Below are 17,517 nucleotides of genomic sequence, written 5' to 3'. Positions count from 1 at the left end.
ACGATGGTGTAGCCGCGGAAGGTGGCCTCTTCCTTCAGACCATCCTCGATCCAGGTGGCTGGGAGGCCGAAGGCGGGCTCCTTGGTGTGCTCGCCGGGCAGCACGACCTGACGGCGCGCCGGGTCCATGGCGAGCAGGTGGCCCGGGCGGCCCGCGCCGGCGCCGGCGTCCATGTCCGTGAGGCGGATGGCGGAGCCCTGGCTGGGCAGGCGCATGTTGTCCAGGATCCGCACCGACGGCATGACGAAGCCGAACTCCTGGGCCAGGGCGCGGCGCAGGGCGCGGATCTGGTCGGTCAGGCGGCGGCCCTCGAGATCGTTGATGAGGGACAGCAGAGAGTAGCCCAGCTCGATCTTGACGTCGTCGATGGTCAGGGCCGTGCCGATCGGCTCCTCGACGTCGTCCTTGGGCTGGAGCGTCGCGGGATCGACGGCCTCGACCTGGGGCTTGAGGCGATTGCGGCCCAGTCGCCAGGCCATGAAGCCGGCGCCGATCGACAGGGCGGCGAAGGGGATGATGGGCATGCCGGGGATCAGGCCGATCAGGCCGGCGGCGCCGGAGACGACGCCTAAGCTGACCGGGTTGGTGGCCAGTTGCTGCACCAGAGCCTTGTCCGCCGAGCCCTCGACGCCCGCCTTGGACACCAGGAAGCCAGCGGCGATCGAGATGATGATGGCCGGGACCTGGGTCACCAGGCCGTCGCCGATGGTCAGCTGGATATAGGTGTTGGCCGCCTCGGCGAAGGGCAGGCCGTGCTGGATGACCCCGATCAGGATGCCGCCGATGACGTTGATGAAGACGATGATCAGCCCGGCCATGGCGTCGCCGCGCACGAACTTGGAGGCGCCGTCCATGGCGCCGAAGAAGGTCGATTCCTGCTCCAGCTCCTTGCGCCGCAGCTTGGCCTGGTCCTCGGTGATGAGGCCCGAGGACAGGTCGGCGTCGATGGCCATCTGCTTGCCCGGCATGGAGTCCAGGGTGAAGCGGGCCGAGACCTCGGCGATGCGGGTCGAGCCCTTGGTGATGACGACGAAGTTCACCACCAGGATGATGGCGAAGATGATGATGCCGATGATGAAGCTGCCGCCCATCATCAACTGGCCGAAGGCGTTGATGACCTGACCGGCGGCGTCGTGGCCCTCGTGGCCGTGGCTCAGGATCAGCCGGGTGGAGGCCAGGTTCAGGCCCAGGCGGAACAGGGTCGAGACCAGCAGCACCGTGGGGAAGATGGCGAAGTCCAGCGGCCGCTTCATCATCAGCGCCGTCATCAGGATCAGCACGGACGAAACCAGCGAGATCGCCAGCAACAGGTCCATCAGGAAGCTGGGGACAGGCAGGATCAGCAGCAGGATGACGCCGATGACGCCGACGGCCATCCCGACCTCGCCGCGCAGCAGCCAGCCGCGTACGTCCGCACCGGTCGGCCGGGCCATGCCATCCTTCATCAGGTTGGGTTGGGCCGGAACGTCGGTCATGCCGCGGTGCCCTCAGCGCCTGCACCATAGCCCAGGGCCTTCAGCGCCCGGCGCGTGGCCTCGGCGACGACGGCGTCGCGGCGCTCGGCGGACAGGCTCTCGGGGGCGTCATAGTAGACGGCGATGCGAACCGGGTCGCCCGAGGGCGGCCAGGCGTAGCCAATGTCGTTGGTCTGGCCCGTCCCGCCCGTGCCGGTCTTGTGCGCCACGGTCCAGCCGACCGGAACCCCGGCCTTGATCCGGCCCGGGCCCGTCGGCGAGTTGATCAGCCAGTCGAACAAGGGCCGATGCGTCGAGCCGAAGCTGAAGGGCTGATACGTCTTGAGGATCCAGTCCAGATTGGACGTGGTCTGGATCGGCTGGGAGGTGTCCTTGTCGCCGTCCGCGACGTTCAGCATCGGCTCCAGCCGGTCGATGTGAGTGGTCTGGTCGCCGGCGCTGCCGTACCAGGCCGACAGGATGGCCAGTCCGCCCATCTCGCGGATCAGGATATTGGCGGCGGGATTGTCGCTTTCCTCGACCGTGGCCTGCATCAGCTGCTTCAGCGTCATGGTCTTGCCGACCATCGGGCCGGTGACGGGGGCATGCGGGATGATGTCGGCCGCCGTGATCGGCACGGCGCGATCCAGGGTGTCGAGCCCGCGCTGGATCCGCTCCAGCATCACCGTCGCCAGGAACAGCTTGAAGGTCGAGCAGTGGTTGAACCGCTCGCGCCCGCGCCAAGACACCCGCTCATGCAGCTGGGCCGACAGGCCGATGCGGCCGCCGTTCTCGCGCTCCAGGTCGGACAGGTCCAGCGTCTGTTCCGGCATGGCGGGGGCCGAGGCGGCGACGGAGGTCTTCCTGTCGGACGCGCGTTCGCACCCGCCCAGCCCAAGCAGGGCCAGGCCGGAGACGACGAACCTGCGGTCCGGTCCGACGGTCATGTCAGGCGGCGTGGCCCGAGGCGACGCCGGACTGGGGCGCGGGGATGGCGGTTCCTTCGTCGGCGTATTCGTTCAGCTTGTTGCGCAGGGTGCGGATCGAGATGCCCAGGATGTTGGCCGCATGGGTGCGGTTGCCGAGGCAGTGGTTGAGGGTGTCCAGGATCAGGGTCTTCTCCATCGCCGCCACGGTCTGGCCGACGAAGGCGCGGCTCATGGCGTCGGCGGTCTGGGCCGCGCGGGCGGCCAGGCCGGTGTCGCCGCCCGACATCCCGCTGCCGCTCAGGGGCTGGCCGTCGGGCAGGCGGATAGCCTCGACGTCGATCTCGGGCCCGACCGCCAGAAGCACGGCGCGGTGCATGGCGTTTTCCAGCTCGCGGACATTGCCGGGCCAGCGGTGCGCCGTCAGGGCCTGACGCGCCGAGGCCGAAATCGGCCGCGCCTGCACGCCGTTGGCGGCGGCGTATTTCCTGACGAAATGGTCGGCCAGGACCGCGATGTCGCCGGGCCGCTCGCGCAGGGAAGGCAGCCGCAGGTTCACGACGTTCAGACGATAGAGCAGGTCCTCGCGGAATGTCCCCTCCGACACGGCGCGGGCTAGGTCGCGGTTGGAGGTGGCGATGATGCGGATGTTGACCGGCACCGGGCGAGAGCCGCCGACGCGGTCGATGACCCGCTCCTGGATGGCGCGCAGCAGCTTGGCCTGCAGGCGGGCGTCCATCTCGGAGATTTCGTCCAGCAGTAGAGTGCCGCCCTCGGCCTCCTCGAACTTGCCGATGCGACGGGCGACGGCGCCGGTGAAGGCGCCCTTCTCATGCCCGAACAGTTCCGATTCCAGCAGGTTGTCCGGAATGGCGGCGCAGTTGACGCTGATGAAGGGCCGGTCCGCCCGCCTGGAATGGGTGTGAAGATAGCGCGCCATCACCTCCTTGCCGACGCCGCTTTCGCCGGTGATCAAGATGGAGGCGTCAGACCGCGCGACCTGGTCGGCCAGCTGGGTCACGGCCTTCATCGACGGGTCGGCCGAGATCATCGGGCGATCGTCGTCAGCCACCGCCGACAGGACCGCAGCGATCAGATCCGCCTCGGGCGGCAGGGGGATGAACTCCTTGGCGCCGGCGCGGATGGCGGCGGCGGCCTTGTCGGCGTCATTGTCAACGCCGCAGGCGACCACCGGCACGAAGATCCGTTCGGCCTCGTTGGCGGCGATCAGGGCGGCGATGTCGAGGTTGTAGTCGACCATCAGCAGGTCGGCCCCCTGCCCCCGGCGCAGCTGCTCAGTCGCCTGATCGGCGCGCTCGACGTGCTGGACCTTGGCGCCGTGCGCCATGGCCATCTTGACCGCCGAGGCGAGTTGCCCGTTGATTTTCCCAACCACCAGAAGCCGCATGGGTCTTCTCCTCTAAATCTCTACGCCGGGCTGCCGATCAGGCGCCGCTGTCTTCCGTCTTGATGATTTCCGTCATGGTCACGCCCAGGCGGTCCTCGACCACCACCACCTCGCCGCGCGCGACCAGCCGGTTGTTGACGAAGATGTCGATGGCTTCGCCGACCTTGCGGTCCAGCTCCAGCACCGAGCCCCGATTGAGCTTCAGCAACTGGGCCACCGTCATGTGCGCCTTGCCCAGGACGGCCGAGATATTGACCGGCACGTCGAACACGGGCGCCAGGTCCAGGGCGCTCTTGTCGCCCGCGTCGTCGTGCGGCACCAGGGCGTTGGCGGGATCGAACTCCTCGAGGGCGAAGTCTTCGGCCATCAGGGCCTCCTGTGATCGGGTTGGGCCAGGCTCTCGGCGTGACCGGCCTCGGCGGCGAGGGCGGCGACGACGGTCTCCTCGATGCGCGAGGCGGCTTCGGCGGGATCGAAGTCCGCCCGGCCGTCGGCCCATTCCAGCTGGAAGGCGGCCGGGGCCATTCCGGGATCGTCACGGAAAGACACCAAGCCCGAGAAGCCCGCGTCCACCGCCACGGCCTGAAGCTGGGCCTGTCCGACCTCATCCAGTCCCCGCGTGCGCACCACCAGACGCGGCGCCGCGTCGATCTCGGCGCCGAGCGCCTCCAGCGCCTCCTGCAGGGGCCCGGCCGGGAAGCGCTCCAGAGCGGCGCCCGCGACCACGCGCGCGGCGGCGAGGGCCAGACCGGCGGCCTGTTCCCGATGGGCCTGGGCCAGGGCGGCCAGGGCGGGCGTCGAAGCGGCCACGGACTGGGCGATCTCACTCATGGCCATGACCCGCATGGATTCGATCTCGGCCAGGGCGGCCTCGCGCCCCTCCAGCCGCGCCTGGGCCGTCAGGGCCTCGACCTCGGCCGGCAGATAGGCGCGCTTGGTCGGGCGGAAGACCGGGCCGGGGCGCACCCCGCCCATGTCGTCGAATTCGGTCTCGAAACCGAAGGGACGGCTGGGCGACGCGGCGGTTCTGTCGGCGCGGGTGTTCATCAGTAGATCAACTCGTCATCGGCGCCGCCGGCGCCGGCCAGCATGATCTCGCCCTTGGCCGCCAGATCCTTGGCGACCTGGACCATGGCCATCTGGGCGGTGTCGACGTCCTTCAGACGGACGGGGCCCATGGACTCCATGTCCTCGCGCATGATCTTGGAGGCGCGCTCGGACATGTTGGAGAAGAACATCTCGCGCAGGGTCTCCGACGCCCCCTTCAGCGCCAGACCCAGCTGATCCTTCTCGACCGCGCGCAGCAGGGTCTGAACCCCGCCGGGATCGAGCTTGTTCAGATCCTCGAAGACGAACATCAGGGCGCGGATGCGTTCGGCGCTTTCACGGTTGCGCTCTTCCAGGGCGCCGATGAAGCGGGCCTCGGTCTGGCGGTCGAACGAGTTGAAGATGTCGGCCATCATCTCGTGGCTGTCGCGCTTGGAGGTGCGCGCCAGGTTGGACATGAACTCGACGCGCAGGGTCTGTTCGATCTTGTCGAGGATTTCCCTCTGCACCGGCTCCATGCGCAGCATCCGCTGCACGCACTCCAGGGCGAAGTCCTCGGGCAGGGCCGTCATGACGCGCGCGGCGTGTTCGGGCTTCACCTTGGACAGGACCACGGCGACGGTCTGGGGGTATTCGTTCTTAAGATAGTTGGCGAGGACGGCCTCGTTCACATTGCCGAGCTTGTCCCACATGGTCCGACCAGCGGGGCCGCGGATTTCCTCCATCAGCCCTTCGACGCGGTCGGCGGGCATGAAGGCGGCCAGTAGTTTCTGGGTCTGGTCGAACGAGCCCATGACCGAGCCCGAGCCGCTCATGCCCGAGACGAACTCGACCAGAACCTCCTCGACGGCCTGGGCGGTGACCGACCCCAGACCGGCCATGGCCTGGGAGATTTCCTTGATCTCGTCGTCGTCCAGGGCCTTCCACAGCTGGCTGTGGTCTTCGCCCAGGGCCAGGAGGATGACCGCGGCCTTCTCCGGCCCCGTCAGCTTCTTGGCGTCATCGACCGAGGTCTTTTTTCCGACGAGCCGGGCCATCAGCCTTCATGCACCCAGCTGCGCAGGATGGCGGCGGACTCATCGGGGTGCTTGTCGACGAACTCCGCGACCTTCTTGACCGACGATGCCTTCACCTGGCCCTGGACACGGGCGAGATCGAGCCGCTGTTCGATTTCGGTCTGGGGGCCGCTCAGATGGCCGGCGAACCCGCCCATCTCGGTCGTTTCCAGCATGGTCGTCGGCACGCCGCCGGCGCCCGAGAGCTGCCCGCCCATGCCGCCGCCGCCCTGGGCCGCCTTCAGCAGCGGGCGCAGGACGAAGAAGATCAGCAACAGGCCGGTCACCAGCAGAACCAGCAGCTCGACGCCGCGCATGATGTCGTTCTTGTTGAAGTCGAACAGGGACGACTTGGCCTCCGCCCCGCCCTGGGCCGAGGCGTCGCGGCTGAAGGGCACGTTCAGCACCTCGATCTTGTCGCCGCGCGTCTCGTCGATGCCGACGGCGGCGGCCACCAGGGACTTGATCTGGGCGATCTCGGCGGCCGGGCGGGCGGCATAGGTGGGCTCGCCCTTGCCGTCCGCGGCGGGCGTCCACTTGCCGTCGACGGCGACCGACACGGCCAGCTTCTTGACCTCGCCGGGCTCCTTCACCGTGGTGGTGGTGGTGTTGGAGATTTCGTAGTTGGTGGTTTCGGTGCTGGCCTTCTCGGCCGAACCCGCAGGCGTCGTCACCGGAGGCGCGCCGCCGGGGATGTTGTTGGTCGCCGTCGCCCCGCCCGAGGGATCGCCCGTGGTGTCGGTGGATTCCGAGCCGTTGGTCGAGGTCGACCGCACGACCTGGCCGTCGGGATCGAACTTCTGCTCCTGGGTGGTGGAGCGGCTGTGGTCGATGTCGGCCGTGACTTGGACCCGGGCGTTGCCGGCGCCGACGACGCCCTCGACGATGTCCTTGATCCGGGCCTGAAGCTGGGCTTCCGTGGTGTTCTTGGCGTCCTGGGACGAGGCCGACGAGAACTGCCCGCCGTCGCTGCCCGCCGCCAGGGTGCGGTTGGAGGTGTCGGACACGGTCACCCGTTCCGGCTTCATGCCGGGTACGGCCGAGGCGACGACGTTGCGAATGGCCTCGACCTGGGCGCCGGTCAGGCCCCGCGCGCCCACGCCCACGACCACCGCCGCCGTGGGCTCGCCGGCTTCGGAGGCGAACATCTCCCGGCGCGGCAGGGCGATCAGGACCTTGGCGGTGGAAATGCCCTGATAGCCCAGGATCGTGCGGGCCAGCTCGCCTTCCAGGGCGCGCTTTTCGTTGAGGTTCTGCTGGAACTCGGTCTGGCCGAGGACCGACTGGGTGTCGAACAGCTCGTAGCCGACCGATCCCGTGGTCACGAGCCCCTTGGAATTGACCATCATCCGGGCCGTGCCGACATCATCGCGGTTGACCATGATGGTCGAGCCGTCGCCGCGCGAGGCGTATTTGATGCCCGCCTGATCCAGGGCCGAGGTGATCTCCCCGGCCTCCTTCAGATCAAGCCCGGAGTACAGCAGGGCGTCGGGCGACTGGCCCACGCGCAGCATCAGGGCGACCAGCACCGCCGTGACGCCGGCGGCGACGCCGAGCACCGCGGCCAGACGGCCGATCCCGAACCTTTGCAACGCCGCCGTAAAGCCGCCCACGCATCCCCACCCGAAACAGAGCGTGCGGCAACACGCGCCCGCTAGGCAGAAAGTGCCGCCCGCGTGGTAAACGCCCCGTTAAGGCGGTTAAGGATTGTCAGGAAAGCGCGGCGGGATGGGCCCCGCGCCCGACGGCAGGGGCGTCGATCCAAGCGCGTCGGCCGGGGCCGTCAGCCAGGCGGCGACGTCCCGATAGACCCCTTCCGCGCCCAGGCCCCGGTTCAGCAGGTGCCAGCCGTCGGGATACCAGGCCGTGCGCAGATTGGCGGGCGACCCGGCCCGCGTCAGCGCCCGCCGCATGGGGCCCTTCTCGACCACCTGGTCATTGCCGCCATACATCAGAAGCGTGGGACGTTTCGGATCGGCCAGCCCGTCCGCCGCCGTCTGCATCAGATCCACGAGGCCGTAGATGGCGTCGAAGCGTGTGGACAGCAGGCTGTCGGGGTCACGACCGTTGCGGACCAGCTCCAGCAGATTGTCGGACGCGAGAATATGGCGGGCGATGAAGTCGGGCGGCTCGACCGCCACATCGCCGAACGTCCGCGCCGTGATCCACAGACTGGTGCGATTGAGCAGGTTCTGACTGCCCCAGCCCCAGACGCCGGGGGCCAGCAGGATCACGCGGTCCGCGTCCGGCGGCGTGTCGGAGGCGAAGGCGGCGGAGGCGACGGAGCCGCCCATGCTCTCGCCCACCACGGCGATCGTCGCGCCCGGCCGGGCCGCGCGGACCAGGGCCACGATGTCGCGCAGATCCTGGACCATCCGGTCGGTCCCGGCCCAGACCCCCTTGCCCGGCGCCTGGCCAAAGCCGCGCTGGTCATAGGCCCAGGTCTCGATCCCGTGCGCCGCCCACCAGGGGCCGGCCAGCCGGAAGGAGGCGTCGTGGTCGTTCATCCCGTGCAGGGCGACGATGACGACCTTCGGCTCGCCCGCCGGGCTCCAGCGCAGATAGGGCAGCCGACCGCCGTCGTTGACAACGAAGGCGCCGGGCGTCGCCACCCTCGCCGGGCCGATGATGCGCGGACCGGTGAAGTCAGCGCCCGGCGTCAGCGGGGGCTGGATATAGGGGGTGGCGCAGGCGGCGAGGCTGGAAGCCGCAGCCAGAACGGCGAGGATCGAACGCAGGGAAGGGCGCATGATCTCAGCCTGTCTCCGTCAGTATGGCGAAGGCAAGGCGTTCGGTGTCCAGGGCGATCAGTCTTCGTCGTCCGCGACCGGCGGCAGGGCGGCCAGGGCGGCGGCGGTCTCTTCCGGCGTGGGGAAGCGCAGACGCGTCACGCCCTTGACGGCGTTCGGATCGACCGGCTTGCCCTTCTTGGTGATGGTCAGCCGACCCTGACGCATCATGCCCAGGGCGACGCCGCGCACCTTGGGCAGCAGGCGCTGCCATTGCTCGGGCTGAAGCGCCTTGGCGACCTCGGACGGCTCGATGCTCTTGCCGTTCGTTCCCTTCGGATCGATCGCGGAGAGTTTTTCGAGGATGGCAGCTTCGATAGGGTCGCTCATTCGTCCATTATGCTGCATTGCGAAGGCGATAAGAAGCCCAACCTGCGAACAGGGAAGAACGATGGTTGCGAAGATCACGGTGACAGAGGGCGAGTTCGCCGGCTGGCAGACCTATGACCTGCACGGCACCTTCGACCAGACCGTCGGGCCCTTCTACTTCCGGCCGGACCCCGACGGCCGCATGCGCTGCGCCTTCCGCGCCGAGCCCAAGCACATGAACGCCGGCCACCGGATGCACGGCGGCTGTCTGATGACCTTCGCCGACATCTCCCTGTTCCAGACCGCCTATCAGGAGATGGAGGGTCGAAACGGAGTGACGGTGCAGCTGGACTCCACCTTCATCGACGGCGCCGTGGTCGGGGATCTGGTCGAGGCGACGGGCGAGGTGGTGCGCGCGGGCGGCAGCCTGATCTTCGTGCGCGGCCAGATCACCACCGGCGAGAAGATGCTGATGACCTTCTCCGGCGTGATCCGGAAGTTCACACCGAGGGCGTGATCACGTCTGGATGTTCGCGACGCCATAGAGGGGCAGAGTTCGATTGCTCGTGATCAATGTCAGCCCCTCCACGAGGGCCTGGGCCACGATCAATCGATCGAACGGATCCCGATGAATCAAGGGCAGTTCGGCGACTTTCCAGGCGTGCCGGACGGAGAGCGAGAGAAATTCACATCCCAGTTCGGCCAGGGTCGCGATCAGATCATAGTCGATCCGCAACTTGCCGACCGAGGTCTTGATGGCGATCTCGGCGATGGAGACGCTGCTGACGATCAGGGCGTTGTCCGGATCATCAATCGCGACTGCGGCGGCCTTCGACAGCCTTTCCGGTCTATCGAGCATCCAGAGCGCCGCATTGGTGTCGAGCAGAAGCTTCACTCCTCGGCGAAGCCCCGCTGATCCGGAAATATCTCGCTCTCATAGAATGAACGTTCGATCTCCGCATTGACGTCGGGACTGTCCCAGTCCGGCGCGAACCAGATCCGGCCCCGCATCGCCCCGAGAATCCCACGACTCCGCTTCGGAGCATCGGTCGCCTCCGTCACTGGCGTCAGATGCACCAGCGGCTTGCCGGCCTTGGCGATGATGACCTCCTCGCCGGCGAGCGCGCGCTCGATCAACTTCGAGAGCGTGGTCTTGGCCTCATGGATGTTCGCGGTCACGGCCATGCAGGTAAGCTAACCTAGCTAACCTGATTTTTCAATCAGACGCCGGCCTTGGCCGCCGGGCGGTCGCGGGTTTCGGCGAGCCAACGGGCCAGATGCGTCAACTCTTCCGGCGGCCGGTATTTGACCAGTCGAGCGAAATCCAGCCCGACCACCGCAACGATGTCCGCGATGGTGAAGCGGTCCCCGGCGATGAAGGGATTGTCGGCCAGGCGCCGGTCAAGGGTTTTCATGAACCGCTCGGCCGTGAGCCGATTGTATTCCGCCACCTGCGGCAGCTGGGTCGCCTCCAGCGCCGCGAGGGCCGGGTGCGAATGCCGGACGCTGAACATGATCGGATTGGCGAGATAGAATTCGCAGCGCCGGGTCCACATCTCGACGAAGGCCTGTTCGCGTGCATCGCGACCGAACAGGTTGGGCTCGGGGTTCAGCGCCTCCAGATAGCGGCAGATGGCGAGGGATTCCGAAATCGCCGTCCCGTCGTCCAGCTCCAGCGCCGGCAGGTGGGAGACGCCGACCCTGGCGCGGTATTCGGGGGTGCGATGCTCCCCGGCCATGATGTCGATCTCGATCAGATCGACGTCCTCGATGCCCTTCTCGGCCATGACCCAGCGGACGCGCCGGGGATTGGGCGCGCGGTGAGAGGTGTAGAGCTTCATCGTTTCCTCCTGCCGCTCATCCGGCTCAACGGAATATGGCGGCCGGCATGGCGCCGACAATGGCGGCGGTCATCAGGGTGGCCACGAAACCGGCGAACAGGGCCTTCCAGATCAGGCCCAGAACCTCCTCGCGCCGCTCCGGCATCAGGACCGACAGGCCCGTAACCGTGATACCGACCGAGCCGATGTTGGCGAAGCCGCACAGGGCGTAGGTCATCAGCATCCGGGTCCGCTCGTTCATGGCCTCGGCCGGGACCTTGCCCAGTTCGATAAAGGCGACGAACTCGGTCAGGGTCAGTTTCACGCCCAGCAGCCAGCCCGCCTTGCCCGCCTCGGACCACTCCACCCCGGTCAGCCAGGCGACCGGCATGAACAGCCATCCCAGCAGGCGTTCAAGCGTCAGGGGGGCGTCATGGACGACGATGCCGCCGATCATCACATTGACCAGGGCGACCAGAGCCACGAAGACGATCAGCACCGCCGAGATATTCATCACCACCATCAGGCCGTCGGCCGTGCCCTTGACGATGGCGTCGATGGCCGAGTCGTACTTCAGCGCCGAGCCATAGTCCGCGACCGCCCCGCCCTCGCCCGGCTTTTCCGGGATCATGATGCGGGCCAGCAGGACGCCCGCCGGCGCCGAGACGATGGAGGCGACCAGCACATGGCCCGCCGCATTGGGCAGGACCGGGGCCAGGATGGCCGCATAGGCGACCATGGTGGATCCGGCGACGGTGGCCAGACCGACCACCATCATCAGAAACACCTCCGACCGCGTCAGCTTGTCCAGATAGGCGCGGATGACGATGGGGCTTTCGATCATGCCCAGGAAGATGTTGGCCGCAACCGCCAGGGCCGAGGCGCCGCCCAGTCCCATGGTCTTCTGGAACAGGAAGCCGAAGCCCAGGGTGATCCACTTCAGGATCTTCCAGTGCCACAGCAGGGCCGACAGGGCGGAAATGACCAGAATGAGCGGCAGGACGTTGAAGGCGAAGGTAAACAGCCCGCCGGCGTTCGTCACCGCATAGGGCTGGTCTCCCCCGGCCAGATAGCCGAAGACGAACTGGGTGCCCTTGGCGGTGGCCACGGCGATGCCGTCCACCGCGCCGGTGATGGCCGCCAGCACGACCTGCGAACCCGGAATGCCGAACAGAACCAGGACCAGCAGGGCCTGCACCCCGACGGCCCCGAGCGCCAGCCGCCAGGGAAAGGCGCGCCGGTTCTCCGACAGGCCCCAGGCCATGGCGATGATGACCAGAAGGCCGAAAAGGCTCTGCAGATTGAGCAGGCTGAACATGGAATCTCCCCGTCCCGGCCGCGCCGGATCCCCAAGCCGTTGAACGCCGAACCGCCATCGGCTGCAAGAGGCAGGAAAGCGAGACATCGGACGACCACGAACTTGTTTCCCGTCTGCGGCGCCGTCGTCACGCGGAATGCTGGAATTTCGGGCGGTTCGCCGTATAGCTTGGTGTGATCGTGGACATCACGGCTGAGGAAAAGCGCCTGAAGGCGCACGGAATTCGACTATGAGCACAGACTCTCGGGGAGGACGATCGGGTCCCGTGGCCGGCGCCGGGGTCGGACGCCACCTGCTGATCGTCGACGACGACGACCGCATCCGTGAACTGCTGAAGGAATATCTGGCGCGCGAGGGCTATCGCACGACCGGCGCCGCCCACGCGCCCGCGGCCCGGCGGTTGATGGAGCTGATCGAGTTCGATCTGGTCATTCTCGACATCATGATGCCCGGCGAGAGCGGGCTGGAGCTGACCTCCTGGGTCCGGAACAAGGCCCAGTTGTCGAAAACGCCCGTCCTCTTGCTGACCGCGCGGGGTGAGGCGGCCGACCGGATCGAAGGCCTGTCGCGCGGCGCCGACGACTATATGGCCAAGCCCTTCGACCCCAAGGAACTGGCCCTGAGGGTGGACGCCATCCTGCGCCGGACCGGGGTCAAGCCGATCATGCCGCGCGAGATCCGCCTGGGCGACGCGACCTTCGACCTGGAGCGGCTGGAGCTGTCCCGCGACGGCAAGCCCCAGCGCCTGACCGAGGCGGAGGCCCAACTGCTGAAGACGCTGGCCCTGCACGCCCACGCGCCGGTCGAGCGCATGGATCTGTCGCCCGACACCGCCGACATCACCGGCCGCGCCGTGGACGTCCAGGTGACCCGCCTGCGCCGCAAGCTGGAGGCCGACCCTAAGAACCCGCGCTACCTTCAGACCGTGCGCGGCGTCGGCTACATGCTGGCGCCGGACTGATGGGTTCGCGCCCGGGCAGGTCCTAGATGCGTCTCGTCCCCTTCCCTGTCCTCGGCCGGTTCATCAAGCGCCGGATGCCGTCGTCGCTGTGGGGACGGTCGCTGCTCATCATCGTCCTGCCGGTGCTCATCATGCAGGGGGCGGTGACCTGGGCCTTCTTTGACGCCCACTGGCAGAGGGTGACGGCGCGTCTTTCCGAGGGGCTGGCCGGCGACATCGCCTGGGCGTCCGAAAGCTATCGCGACGACCCCACGCCCGAGAACCTGGCTGTCATCTCCGGCCGGGCCCAGCGGTCGATGCAGCTGTCGATCGCCCTGGACGCCGGCGAGACTCTGCCCAAGGACCAGAGGCGCGGGCCCGTGGGCATCGTTGACCGGACACTGGAACAGGCCCTGGCGTCGCGGCTGGACCAGCCCTTCTGGTTCGACACCACCCGCTATCCGGCCGCCATCGATATCCAGGTGCAGGAGGCGGACGGGGTGCTGCGCATCATCGCGCCGCGCGAACGGGCCGTGGCGACCCAGGCCCACATCTTCGTGTTGTGGCTGATGCTGGCCACGGTGCTGCTGATGTCGGTGGCCATCCTGTTCATCCGCAATCAGGTGCGGGCGATCGAGCGGCTGGCCGAGGCGGCCGAGGCCTTCGGGCGGGGCGAGGTCTCCCCCCGGTTCAAGCCGCATGGCGCGCGCGAGGTCCGTCAGGCGGCCACGGCCTTTCTGGCCATGCGCGACCGGATCCAGCGGCATATCGAACAGCGCACGGCCTTGCTGGCCTCGGTCAGCCACGACCTGCGCACTCCCCTGACGCGGCTGCGGCTGGAGCTGGCCCTGGCGCCGCCGTTCAAGCGGGCGTCGGCGATGCAGGGCGACCTCGACGAGATGGAGCACATGATCGACGAATATCTGGCCTTCGCGCGCGGCGAGGCCGGAGAAGCGCCCCAGACGATCCGCATCGCCGATCTGCTGGCTGCGGCGGGAGACGACGCGCGGCGCGCGGGGGCGGACGTGGAGATCAGCGCTCCCGACGACCTGACGGCGGCCTTGCGTCCCATCGCCTTCAAGCGGGCCCTGACCAATCTGGCCGGCAACGCCGCCTCGCACGGCGATCACGTCCGTCTGAGCGTCCGACCGCTGGACGGCGGCGGACTGGAGATCGCGGTTGAGGACGACGGCCCCGGCATTCCCGAGGAGATGCACGAGGAGGCCTTCACCCCCTTCTCCCGCCTCGACCCCGCAAGGAACCAGAACTCCAAGGGCGTGGGTCTGGGTCTGGCCATCGCGCGGGACGTGGTGCGCGGCCATGGTGGGGACATCTCTCTGAGCCGCAGCGATCTCGGGGGCCTGCTGGCCCTGATCCGCCTGCCCGGCTGACGATCACGATTTGCGATCCCCGGCTGGCGCCGCGACGGATGTCAGCCCATGTTCATGTTCAATCCGGTACGAACGGATTTTTCCCGGGAGCCCGTCATGCGTAAACTCTCCGCTCTCATCACGGCCGCAGCGGCCGCAACGCTTCTGGCCGGCGCCGTCCAGGCCGCCCAGCCCACCGCCTCCAAGCCCCAGGTGACCGTCACGGTCGGCGGGGACCTTCTGAAGGAAATCGACAAGCTGGGCGAACGCGACGTGCAGCAACAGGTCGATGACCTGGCCGACGTGATCCAGCGCGAACTGGCGCGGGACGCCGGAGGCGAGAATCGTTGGGCCGGCGCCCAGGTCAGCCTCATCCTGACCGATCTGAAGCCCAATCGTCCGACCATGCAGCAGGCCATCGACCGTCCGGGTCTGTCGATCTTCGATTCCAAGTCCATCGGCGGCGCCGCCATCGAGGGCGAGATCGTCACGGCGAACGGAGACCGTCTGCCCGTTCGCTACGAGCGGTACTCGACCAGCCTGGCGGACGTGTTCGGCTATTCGACCTGGACGGACGCCGACCGCGCGTTCGACGGTCTGGCCGCCAACCTGCGCCGGGGCCGGCTGGTCAGCCGCTAACCCGCGGAAAGCTCCCTCGCCCGTGTGAGGGCCGCGACGACGGCGGCATGGGCGGCCCTGGCCAGCCCGGCCTCCTCCGCCGCCTGAAGCCCCGCGCGGGTGGTCCCGCCGGGAGACGCGATGCGGGCGATCAGATCTTCAAGATCCTCGTCGAGGGACGCGGCCGCGGCCGAGCGCACCGCGCCGCGCGCCAGTCTGACCGCGTCGTCCGGCGACAGACCCGCCTCGACCCCCGCCTCGGCCATGGCGCGGGTGAAGGCGTGGACATAGGCGGGACCGGAGCCGGCCACGGCGGTGGCGATGTCGATCTGATCCTCGGTCGGCAACTCGACCACATCGGCGAGCGGCGCGAACAGCGCGAGCGCCAGCTCCGATGCCTCGGCGTCGTCCGACCACAGAGCGGCCACGCCCCTCCCCTGCGCCACGGCGGTGGTCGGCATCAGACGGGCGACCGGGCGATCAAGCACAGATCGGATGTCCGCCGCCCGCACCCCGGCCATCACCGAAATCACCACGGCGTCGGCGGCCAATCGACCGGCCAGACCCGCCGCCGCCTCTCGCCATTTCGCCGGCTTGACCGCCAGAACGATCGCGCGGGCATCGACGAGGACCTCTGCGTCAGGGTTGATCGTCGCTCCGGCGCGTCCAGCGCGGTCAGTCACGGGCTTGGCCGAGGGCGTGACGATCGACAGTCGTCGGGGATCGACCGGGCCATGCGTCAGCCACCCCTCGACGATGGCCGAGCCGAGACGGCCGCAGCCCACGAGGACGGTCGGACGGGCGGGATCAGAGACGGCAGGCGGCATGGGCATGACCTCGACGGACAGGACCTAGTCTTGGCTGCTCGCCCGCCACGGGGTCAATGCGGTTCGGCTCAACCGCCGCGGCGGAAGCGGGCCGTGACGAGGGCGTCGCCGTGAAGCTCGACATCGCACTCGCCCGTGGGACGCACCGTCGTGCAGCCGGTCCAGTCCACGGCCCAGTCCTGGCCGGGGCTGGTCGGGGTCAGGACCACCGTCCGCTCGCGCTCGCGGCGGGCCCAGCACAGGCGCGGCCGACCCAGGTTTCCCCATTTGAACTGATCGCCGCCGCAGCGGATGTCCGGTTCGCTTGTGACCATCGTCGCCTCATCCGTGGCGCCCTCGACCACCACCGTCACCCGCCACGTCGGGCGTTGGGCGACCACGACCACGTCGCCCACCTCGGAGACGACGTCCGGAAAACTCTGGGGCGAAACCTGACCGCCGACGAGAAGGGCGGAAACGACGAGAGACGACAACATGCACGGTTCTCTGAACAGGGACTGCGGCCTCTTGCGCCGCCGCTCCGGCGCCGTCAAGCGATCGCCCGCACAGGAACATTCCACGCGCCGGAATCGCTTTTTTGACAGACCGCGGCTCTGTCGAAACCCCAGAAGCGCGGGTCAGCCCGGGCGGATCAGGCCGTGCCGACGGTCTCGAACAGGCAGGCGTCGATGGCCTCCTGCGGCTTCTTCGCGCCGCGGATCATGAAGTCGAAGGCCGGATAGTAGCGATCCGCCGTCTCGACCGCCGCGTCGATCATGGACGCCGCCTGGGCCAGGGTCGGGCGTTCGCCGTGCGGCAGGGCCAGGGAGTGGCGGAAGACGATCTCGCCGTCCTCGGACCAGACCTCGAAATGGCCCATCCAGGTGCGCTGGTTGACCATCGACACCAGCTCATAGGCGGCGTTGCGACGGCCCTTGGCGGCGCGCAGATCCAGGGCACAGCACAGCTGCAGGCAGTCGCCCTCGGGCCGCCAGGCGAACCACAGCTCATAGTCCTTCCAGTCGCCGGCCAGGGCGAAGGCCAGGTCGCCGTCGTCGGTGCGGTCGAAGGGCAGATTCTCCGCGTTCAGAACGTGTTCGACCACGTCCAGCGGATCGAAGGGAACATCGACCTCTTCGGGCCTGACGGCGTCCATTCAGTTGTTCCCACTTACAAAAGTTGCGGCCGCGCGTGACCGGAAGTCCGACTCAGCCGCCGTATCCGGACGGTAGACGTGTTCGTAGATTCGGCTCAACCGGCTGCGTCCTGGGCGGGAGTTCCGGCTGTGGACGTTCCCGCGACAGGCTTCTTCGCCTTGGCCGGAGCGGCCTTCAGGGTCGCGATCTCGGCGCGCAGGGCGGCGATCTCGGCCTTCAGGGCGTCGAACTCGTCGCGACGGACCAGGTCCATCTCAGCAGCGACGCGGTCGGTCTGGGCGCGAAAGGCGGCCTTGGCCTCCTCGCCGGCCGCCTGGGCCAGACCCATGGCGCCGGTCGTGATCTTGGCGAACTCGTCGAGGATGGGGTTGCGCGTCTGCATGGAGGTCTCCGTGGACGCCGCCGGCTCGGGGCGGGCGATCGTCGTTAAGGAAGGTTTACGCGATATGGTGAACGAAACCTTTCCGTCGATGCGACTTATAGACCGTCCATGGCGAAAT

The 17,517-nt window shown here is 68.1% G+C and carries 21 protein-coding genes; 4 read left to right on the top strand and 17 right to left on the bottom strand.

Annotated elements, in window-relative coordinates; translation table 11 throughout:
- The 9 genes from ACT6QK_RS05790 to ACT6QK_RS05750 all read right to left on the bottom strand — a co-directional run.
- Positions 1 to 1,475 (bottom strand): FHIPEP family type III secretion protein (locus ACT6QK_RS05790; protein WP_444596866.1); only part of this gene is annotated, 1,475 nt, incomplete at its 3' end.
- Positions 1,472 to 2,401, bottom strand: coding sequence for a class A beta-lactamase (bla, locus tag ACT6QK_RS05785; protein ID WP_444596865.1), 930 nt, complete (start codon positions 2,399 to 2,401; stop codon positions 1,472 to 1,474). The genes ACT6QK_RS05790 and bla, both read right to left, overlap by 4 nt.
- Before the next feature lies 1 nt (position 2,402).
- A complete protein-coding gene (gene flbD, locus ACT6QK_RS05780) occupies positions 2,403 to 3,788 on the bottom strand; it encodes a sigma-54-dependent transcriptional regulator FlbD (protein ID WP_444596864.1) in 1,386 nt (461 codons plus the stop codon).
- 37 nt (positions 3,789 to 3,825) lie between these two features.
- Entirely contained in the window at positions 3,826 to 4,155 is a 330-nt protein-coding gene (fliN, locus tag ACT6QK_RS05775; protein ID WP_444596863.1) for a flagellar motor switch protein FliN, read from the bottom strand.
- Positions 4,155 to 4,835 carry a flagellar assembly protein FlbE gene (locus ACT6QK_RS05770; RefSeq protein ID WP_444596862.1) on the bottom strand — a complete coding sequence of 227 codons (681 nt, stop codon included), beginning with the start codon at positions 4,833 to 4,835 and terminating at the stop codon, positions 4,155 to 4,157. Before ACT6QK_RS05770 ends, fliN begins: the two co-directional genes overlap by 1 nt.
- Entirely contained in the window at positions 4,835 to 5,872 is a 1,038-nt protein-coding gene (gene fliG, locus ACT6QK_RS05765) for a flagellar motor switch protein FliG (protein WP_444596861.1), read from the bottom strand. The genes ACT6QK_RS05770 and fliG overlap by 1 nt, the downstream gene beginning before the upstream one ends.
- Entirely contained in the window at positions 5,872 to 7,503 is a 1,632-nt protein-coding gene (fliF, locus tag ACT6QK_RS05760) for a flagellar basal-body MS-ring/collar protein FliF (RefSeq protein ID WP_444596860.1), read from the bottom strand. The genes fliG and fliF overlap by 1 nt, the downstream gene beginning before the upstream one ends.
- An 87-nt stretch (positions 7,504 to 7,590) precedes the next feature.
- Positions 7,591 to 8,640 (bottom strand): alpha/beta fold hydrolase, encoded by a 1,050-nt coding sequence (locus ACT6QK_RS05755; protein WP_444596859.1) that lies wholly within the window; start codon positions 8,638 to 8,640, stop codon positions 7,591 to 7,593.
- Positions 8,641 to 8,697: 57 nt separating this feature from the next.
- Positions 8,698 to 9,009, bottom strand: a complete 312-nt coding sequence (locus ACT6QK_RS05750; RefSeq protein ID WP_444596858.1) for a DUF3253 domain-containing protein — start codon at positions 9,007 to 9,009, stop codon at positions 8,698 to 8,700.
- Positions 9,010 to 9,070: 61 nt separating this feature from the next.
- Here ACT6QK_RS05750 and ACT6QK_RS05745 point away from each other — a divergent pair, with 61 nt between their 5' ends.
- Complete coding sequence (locus ACT6QK_RS05745) at positions 9,071 to 9,505, top strand: PaaI family thioesterase (RefSeq protein WP_444596857.1); 435 nt, start codon at positions 9,071 to 9,073, stop codon at positions 9,503 to 9,505.
- Here ACT6QK_RS05745 and ACT6QK_RS05740 read toward each other — a convergent pair whose 3' ends face one another.
- From ACT6QK_RS05740 to ACT6QK_RS05725, 4 genes are read right to left on the bottom strand one after another with little or no spacing between them, the layout of a single operon-like run.
- Entirely contained in the window at positions 9,506 to 9,883 is a 378-nt protein-coding gene (locus tag ACT6QK_RS05740; protein WP_444596856.1) for a type II toxin-antitoxin system VapC family toxin, read from the bottom strand.
- Positions 9,880 to 10,173, bottom strand: coding sequence for a type II toxin-antitoxin system Phd/YefM family antitoxin (locus tag ACT6QK_RS05735; RefSeq protein WP_444596855.1), 294 nt, complete (start codon positions 10,171 to 10,173; stop codon positions 9,880 to 9,882). The genes ACT6QK_RS05740 and ACT6QK_RS05735 overlap by 4 nt, the downstream gene beginning before the upstream one ends.
- A 35-nt stretch (positions 10,174 to 10,208) precedes the next feature.
- On the bottom strand, positions 10,209 to 10,829 hold the full coding sequence (locus ACT6QK_RS05730; RefSeq protein WP_444596854.1) for a glutathione S-transferase family protein: 621 nt from the start codon (positions 10,827 to 10,829) through the stop codon (positions 10,209 to 10,211).
- Between the two features lie 25 nt (positions 10,830 to 10,854).
- Positions 10,855 to 12,126 (bottom strand): NupC/NupG family nucleoside CNT transporter, encoded by a 1,272-nt coding sequence (locus tag ACT6QK_RS05725; protein ID WP_444596853.1) that lies wholly within the window; start codon positions 12,124 to 12,126, stop codon positions 10,855 to 10,857.
- A 229-nt stretch (positions 12,127 to 12,355) separates the two neighbouring features.
- Here ACT6QK_RS05725 and ACT6QK_RS05720 point away from each other — a divergent pair, with 229 nt between their 5' ends.
- From ACT6QK_RS05720 to ACT6QK_RS05710, 3 genes are all read left to right on the top strand, one after another.
- On the top strand, positions 12,356 to 13,087 hold the full coding sequence (locus ACT6QK_RS05720) for a response regulator (RefSeq protein WP_444596852.1): 732 nt from the start codon (positions 12,356 to 12,358) through the stop codon (positions 13,085 to 13,087).
- A 26-nt stretch (positions 13,088 to 13,113) separates the two neighbouring features.
- Positions 13,114 to 14,457, top strand: a complete 1,344-nt coding sequence (locus tag ACT6QK_RS05715) for an ATP-binding protein (RefSeq protein WP_444596851.1) — start codon at positions 13,114 to 13,116, stop codon at positions 14,455 to 14,457.
- 96 nt (positions 14,458 to 14,553) lie between these two features.
- Positions 14,554 to 15,075 (top strand): hypothetical protein, encoded by a 522-nt coding sequence (locus ACT6QK_RS05710; protein ID WP_444596850.1) that lies wholly within the window; start codon positions 14,554 to 14,556, stop codon positions 15,073 to 15,075.
- On the opposite strand, the gene proC is transcribed toward ACT6QK_RS05710, so the two are convergent.
- The 4 genes from proC to ACT6QK_RS05690 form a co-directional block, all read right to left on the bottom strand.
- On the bottom strand, positions 15,072 to 15,881 hold the full coding sequence (gene proC / locus ACT6QK_RS05705; RefSeq protein WP_444596849.1) for a pyrroline-5-carboxylate reductase: 810 nt from the start codon (positions 15,879 to 15,881) through the stop codon (positions 15,072 to 15,074). The two genes, ACT6QK_RS05710 and proC, sit on opposite strands and share 4 nt — an antisense overlap.
- A gap of 68 nt (positions 15,882 to 15,949) precedes the next feature.
- Positions 15,950 to 16,357 carry a hypothetical protein gene (locus ACT6QK_RS05700; RefSeq protein WP_444596848.1) on the bottom strand — a complete coding sequence of 136 codons (408 nt, stop codon included), beginning with the start codon at positions 16,355 to 16,357 and terminating at the stop codon, positions 15,950 to 15,952.
- 155 nt (positions 16,358 to 16,512) lie between these two features.
- Positions 16,513 to 17,016: a YbjN domain-containing protein gene (locus ACT6QK_RS05695; RefSeq protein WP_444596847.1), complete on the bottom strand. Its 504-nt coding sequence runs from the start codon at positions 17,014 to 17,016 to the stop codon at positions 16,513 to 16,515.
- A gap of 95 nt (positions 17,017 to 17,111) precedes the next feature.
- Positions 17,112 to 17,399, bottom strand: a complete 288-nt coding sequence (locus ACT6QK_RS05690; protein ID WP_444596846.1) for an accessory factor UbiK family protein — start codon at positions 17,397 to 17,399, stop codon at positions 17,112 to 17,114.
- Positions 17,400 to 17,517: the final 118 nt, after the last annotated feature.

The organism is Brevundimonas sp., assembly GCF_052436175.1.
Lineage (GTDB): Bacteria > Pseudomonadota > Alphaproteobacteria > Caulobacterales > Caulobacteraceae > Brevundimonas.
This window is presented reverse-complemented; position numbering and strand designations above follow the sequence as displayed.

Coding starts and splice junctions, on each gene's coding strand:
- ACT6QK_RS05715 (WP_444596851.1), top strand. CDS start 13,114: ATGCGTCTCGTCCCCTTCCCTGTCCTCGGCCGGTTCATCAAGCGCCGG.
- ACT6QK_RS05735 (WP_444596855.1), bottom strand. CDS start 10,173: ATGGCCGTGACCGCGAACATCCATGAGGCCAAGACCACGCTCTCGAAG.
- ACT6QK_RS05695 (WP_444596847.1), bottom strand. CDS start 17,016: ATGGACGCCGTCAGGCCCGAAGAGGTCGATGTTCCCTTCGATCCGCTG.
- ACT6QK_RS05745 (WP_444596857.1), top strand. CDS start 9,071: ATGGTTGCGAAGATCACGGTGACAGAGGGCGAGTTCGCCGGCTGGCAG.
- ACT6QK_RS05725 (WP_444596853.1), bottom strand. CDS start 12,126: ATGTTCAGCCTGCTCAATCTGCAGAGCCTTTTCGGCCTTCTGGTCATC.
- ACT6QK_RS05750 (WP_444596858.1), bottom strand. CDS start 9,009: ATGAGCGACCCTATCGAAGCTGCCATCCTCGAAAAACTCTCCGCGATC.
- ACT6QK_RS05730 (WP_444596854.1), bottom strand. CDS start 10,829: ATGAAGCTCTACACCTCTCACCGCGCGCCCAATCCCCGGCGCGTCCGC.
- ACT6QK_RS05690 (WP_444596846.1), bottom strand. CDS start 17,399: ATGCAGACGCGCAACCCCATCCTCGACGAGTTCGCCAAGATCACGACC.
- ACT6QK_RS05720 (WP_444596852.1), top strand. CDS start 12,356: ATGAGCACAGACTCTCGGGGAGGACGATCGGGTCCCGTGGCCGGCGCC.
- fliN (WP_444596863.1), bottom strand. CDS start 4,155: ATGGCCGAAGACTTCGCCCTCGAGGAGTTCGATCCCGCCAACGCCCTG.
- bla (WP_444596865.1), bottom strand. CDS start 2,401: ATGACCGTCGGACCGGACCGCAGGTTCGTCGTCTCCGGCCTGGCCCTG.
- proC (WP_444596849.1), bottom strand. CDS start 15,881: ATGCCGCCTGCCGTCTCTGATCCCGCCCGTCCGACCGTCCTCGTGGGC.
- flbD (WP_444596864.1), bottom strand. CDS start 3,788: ATGCGGCTTCTGGTGGTTGGGAAAATCAACGGGCAACTCGCCTCGGCG.
- ACT6QK_RS05755 (WP_444596859.1), bottom strand. CDS start 8,640: ATGCGCCCTTCCCTGCGTTCGATCCTCGCCGTTCTGGCTGCGGCTTCC.
- ACT6QK_RS05700 (WP_444596848.1), bottom strand. CDS start 16,357: ATGTTGTCGTCTCTCGTCGTTTCCGCCCTTCTCGTCGGCGGTCAGGTT.
- ACT6QK_RS05710 (WP_444596850.1), top strand. CDS start 14,554: ATGCGTAAACTCTCCGCTCTCATCACGGCCGCAGCGGCCGCAACGCTT.
- ACT6QK_RS05770 (WP_444596862.1), bottom strand. CDS start 4,835: ATGAACACCCGCGCCGACAGAACCGCCGCGTCGCCCAGCCGTCCCTTC.
- fliG (WP_444596861.1), bottom strand. CDS start 5,872: ATGGCCCGGCTCGTCGGAAAAAAGACCTCGGTCGATGACGCCAAGAAG.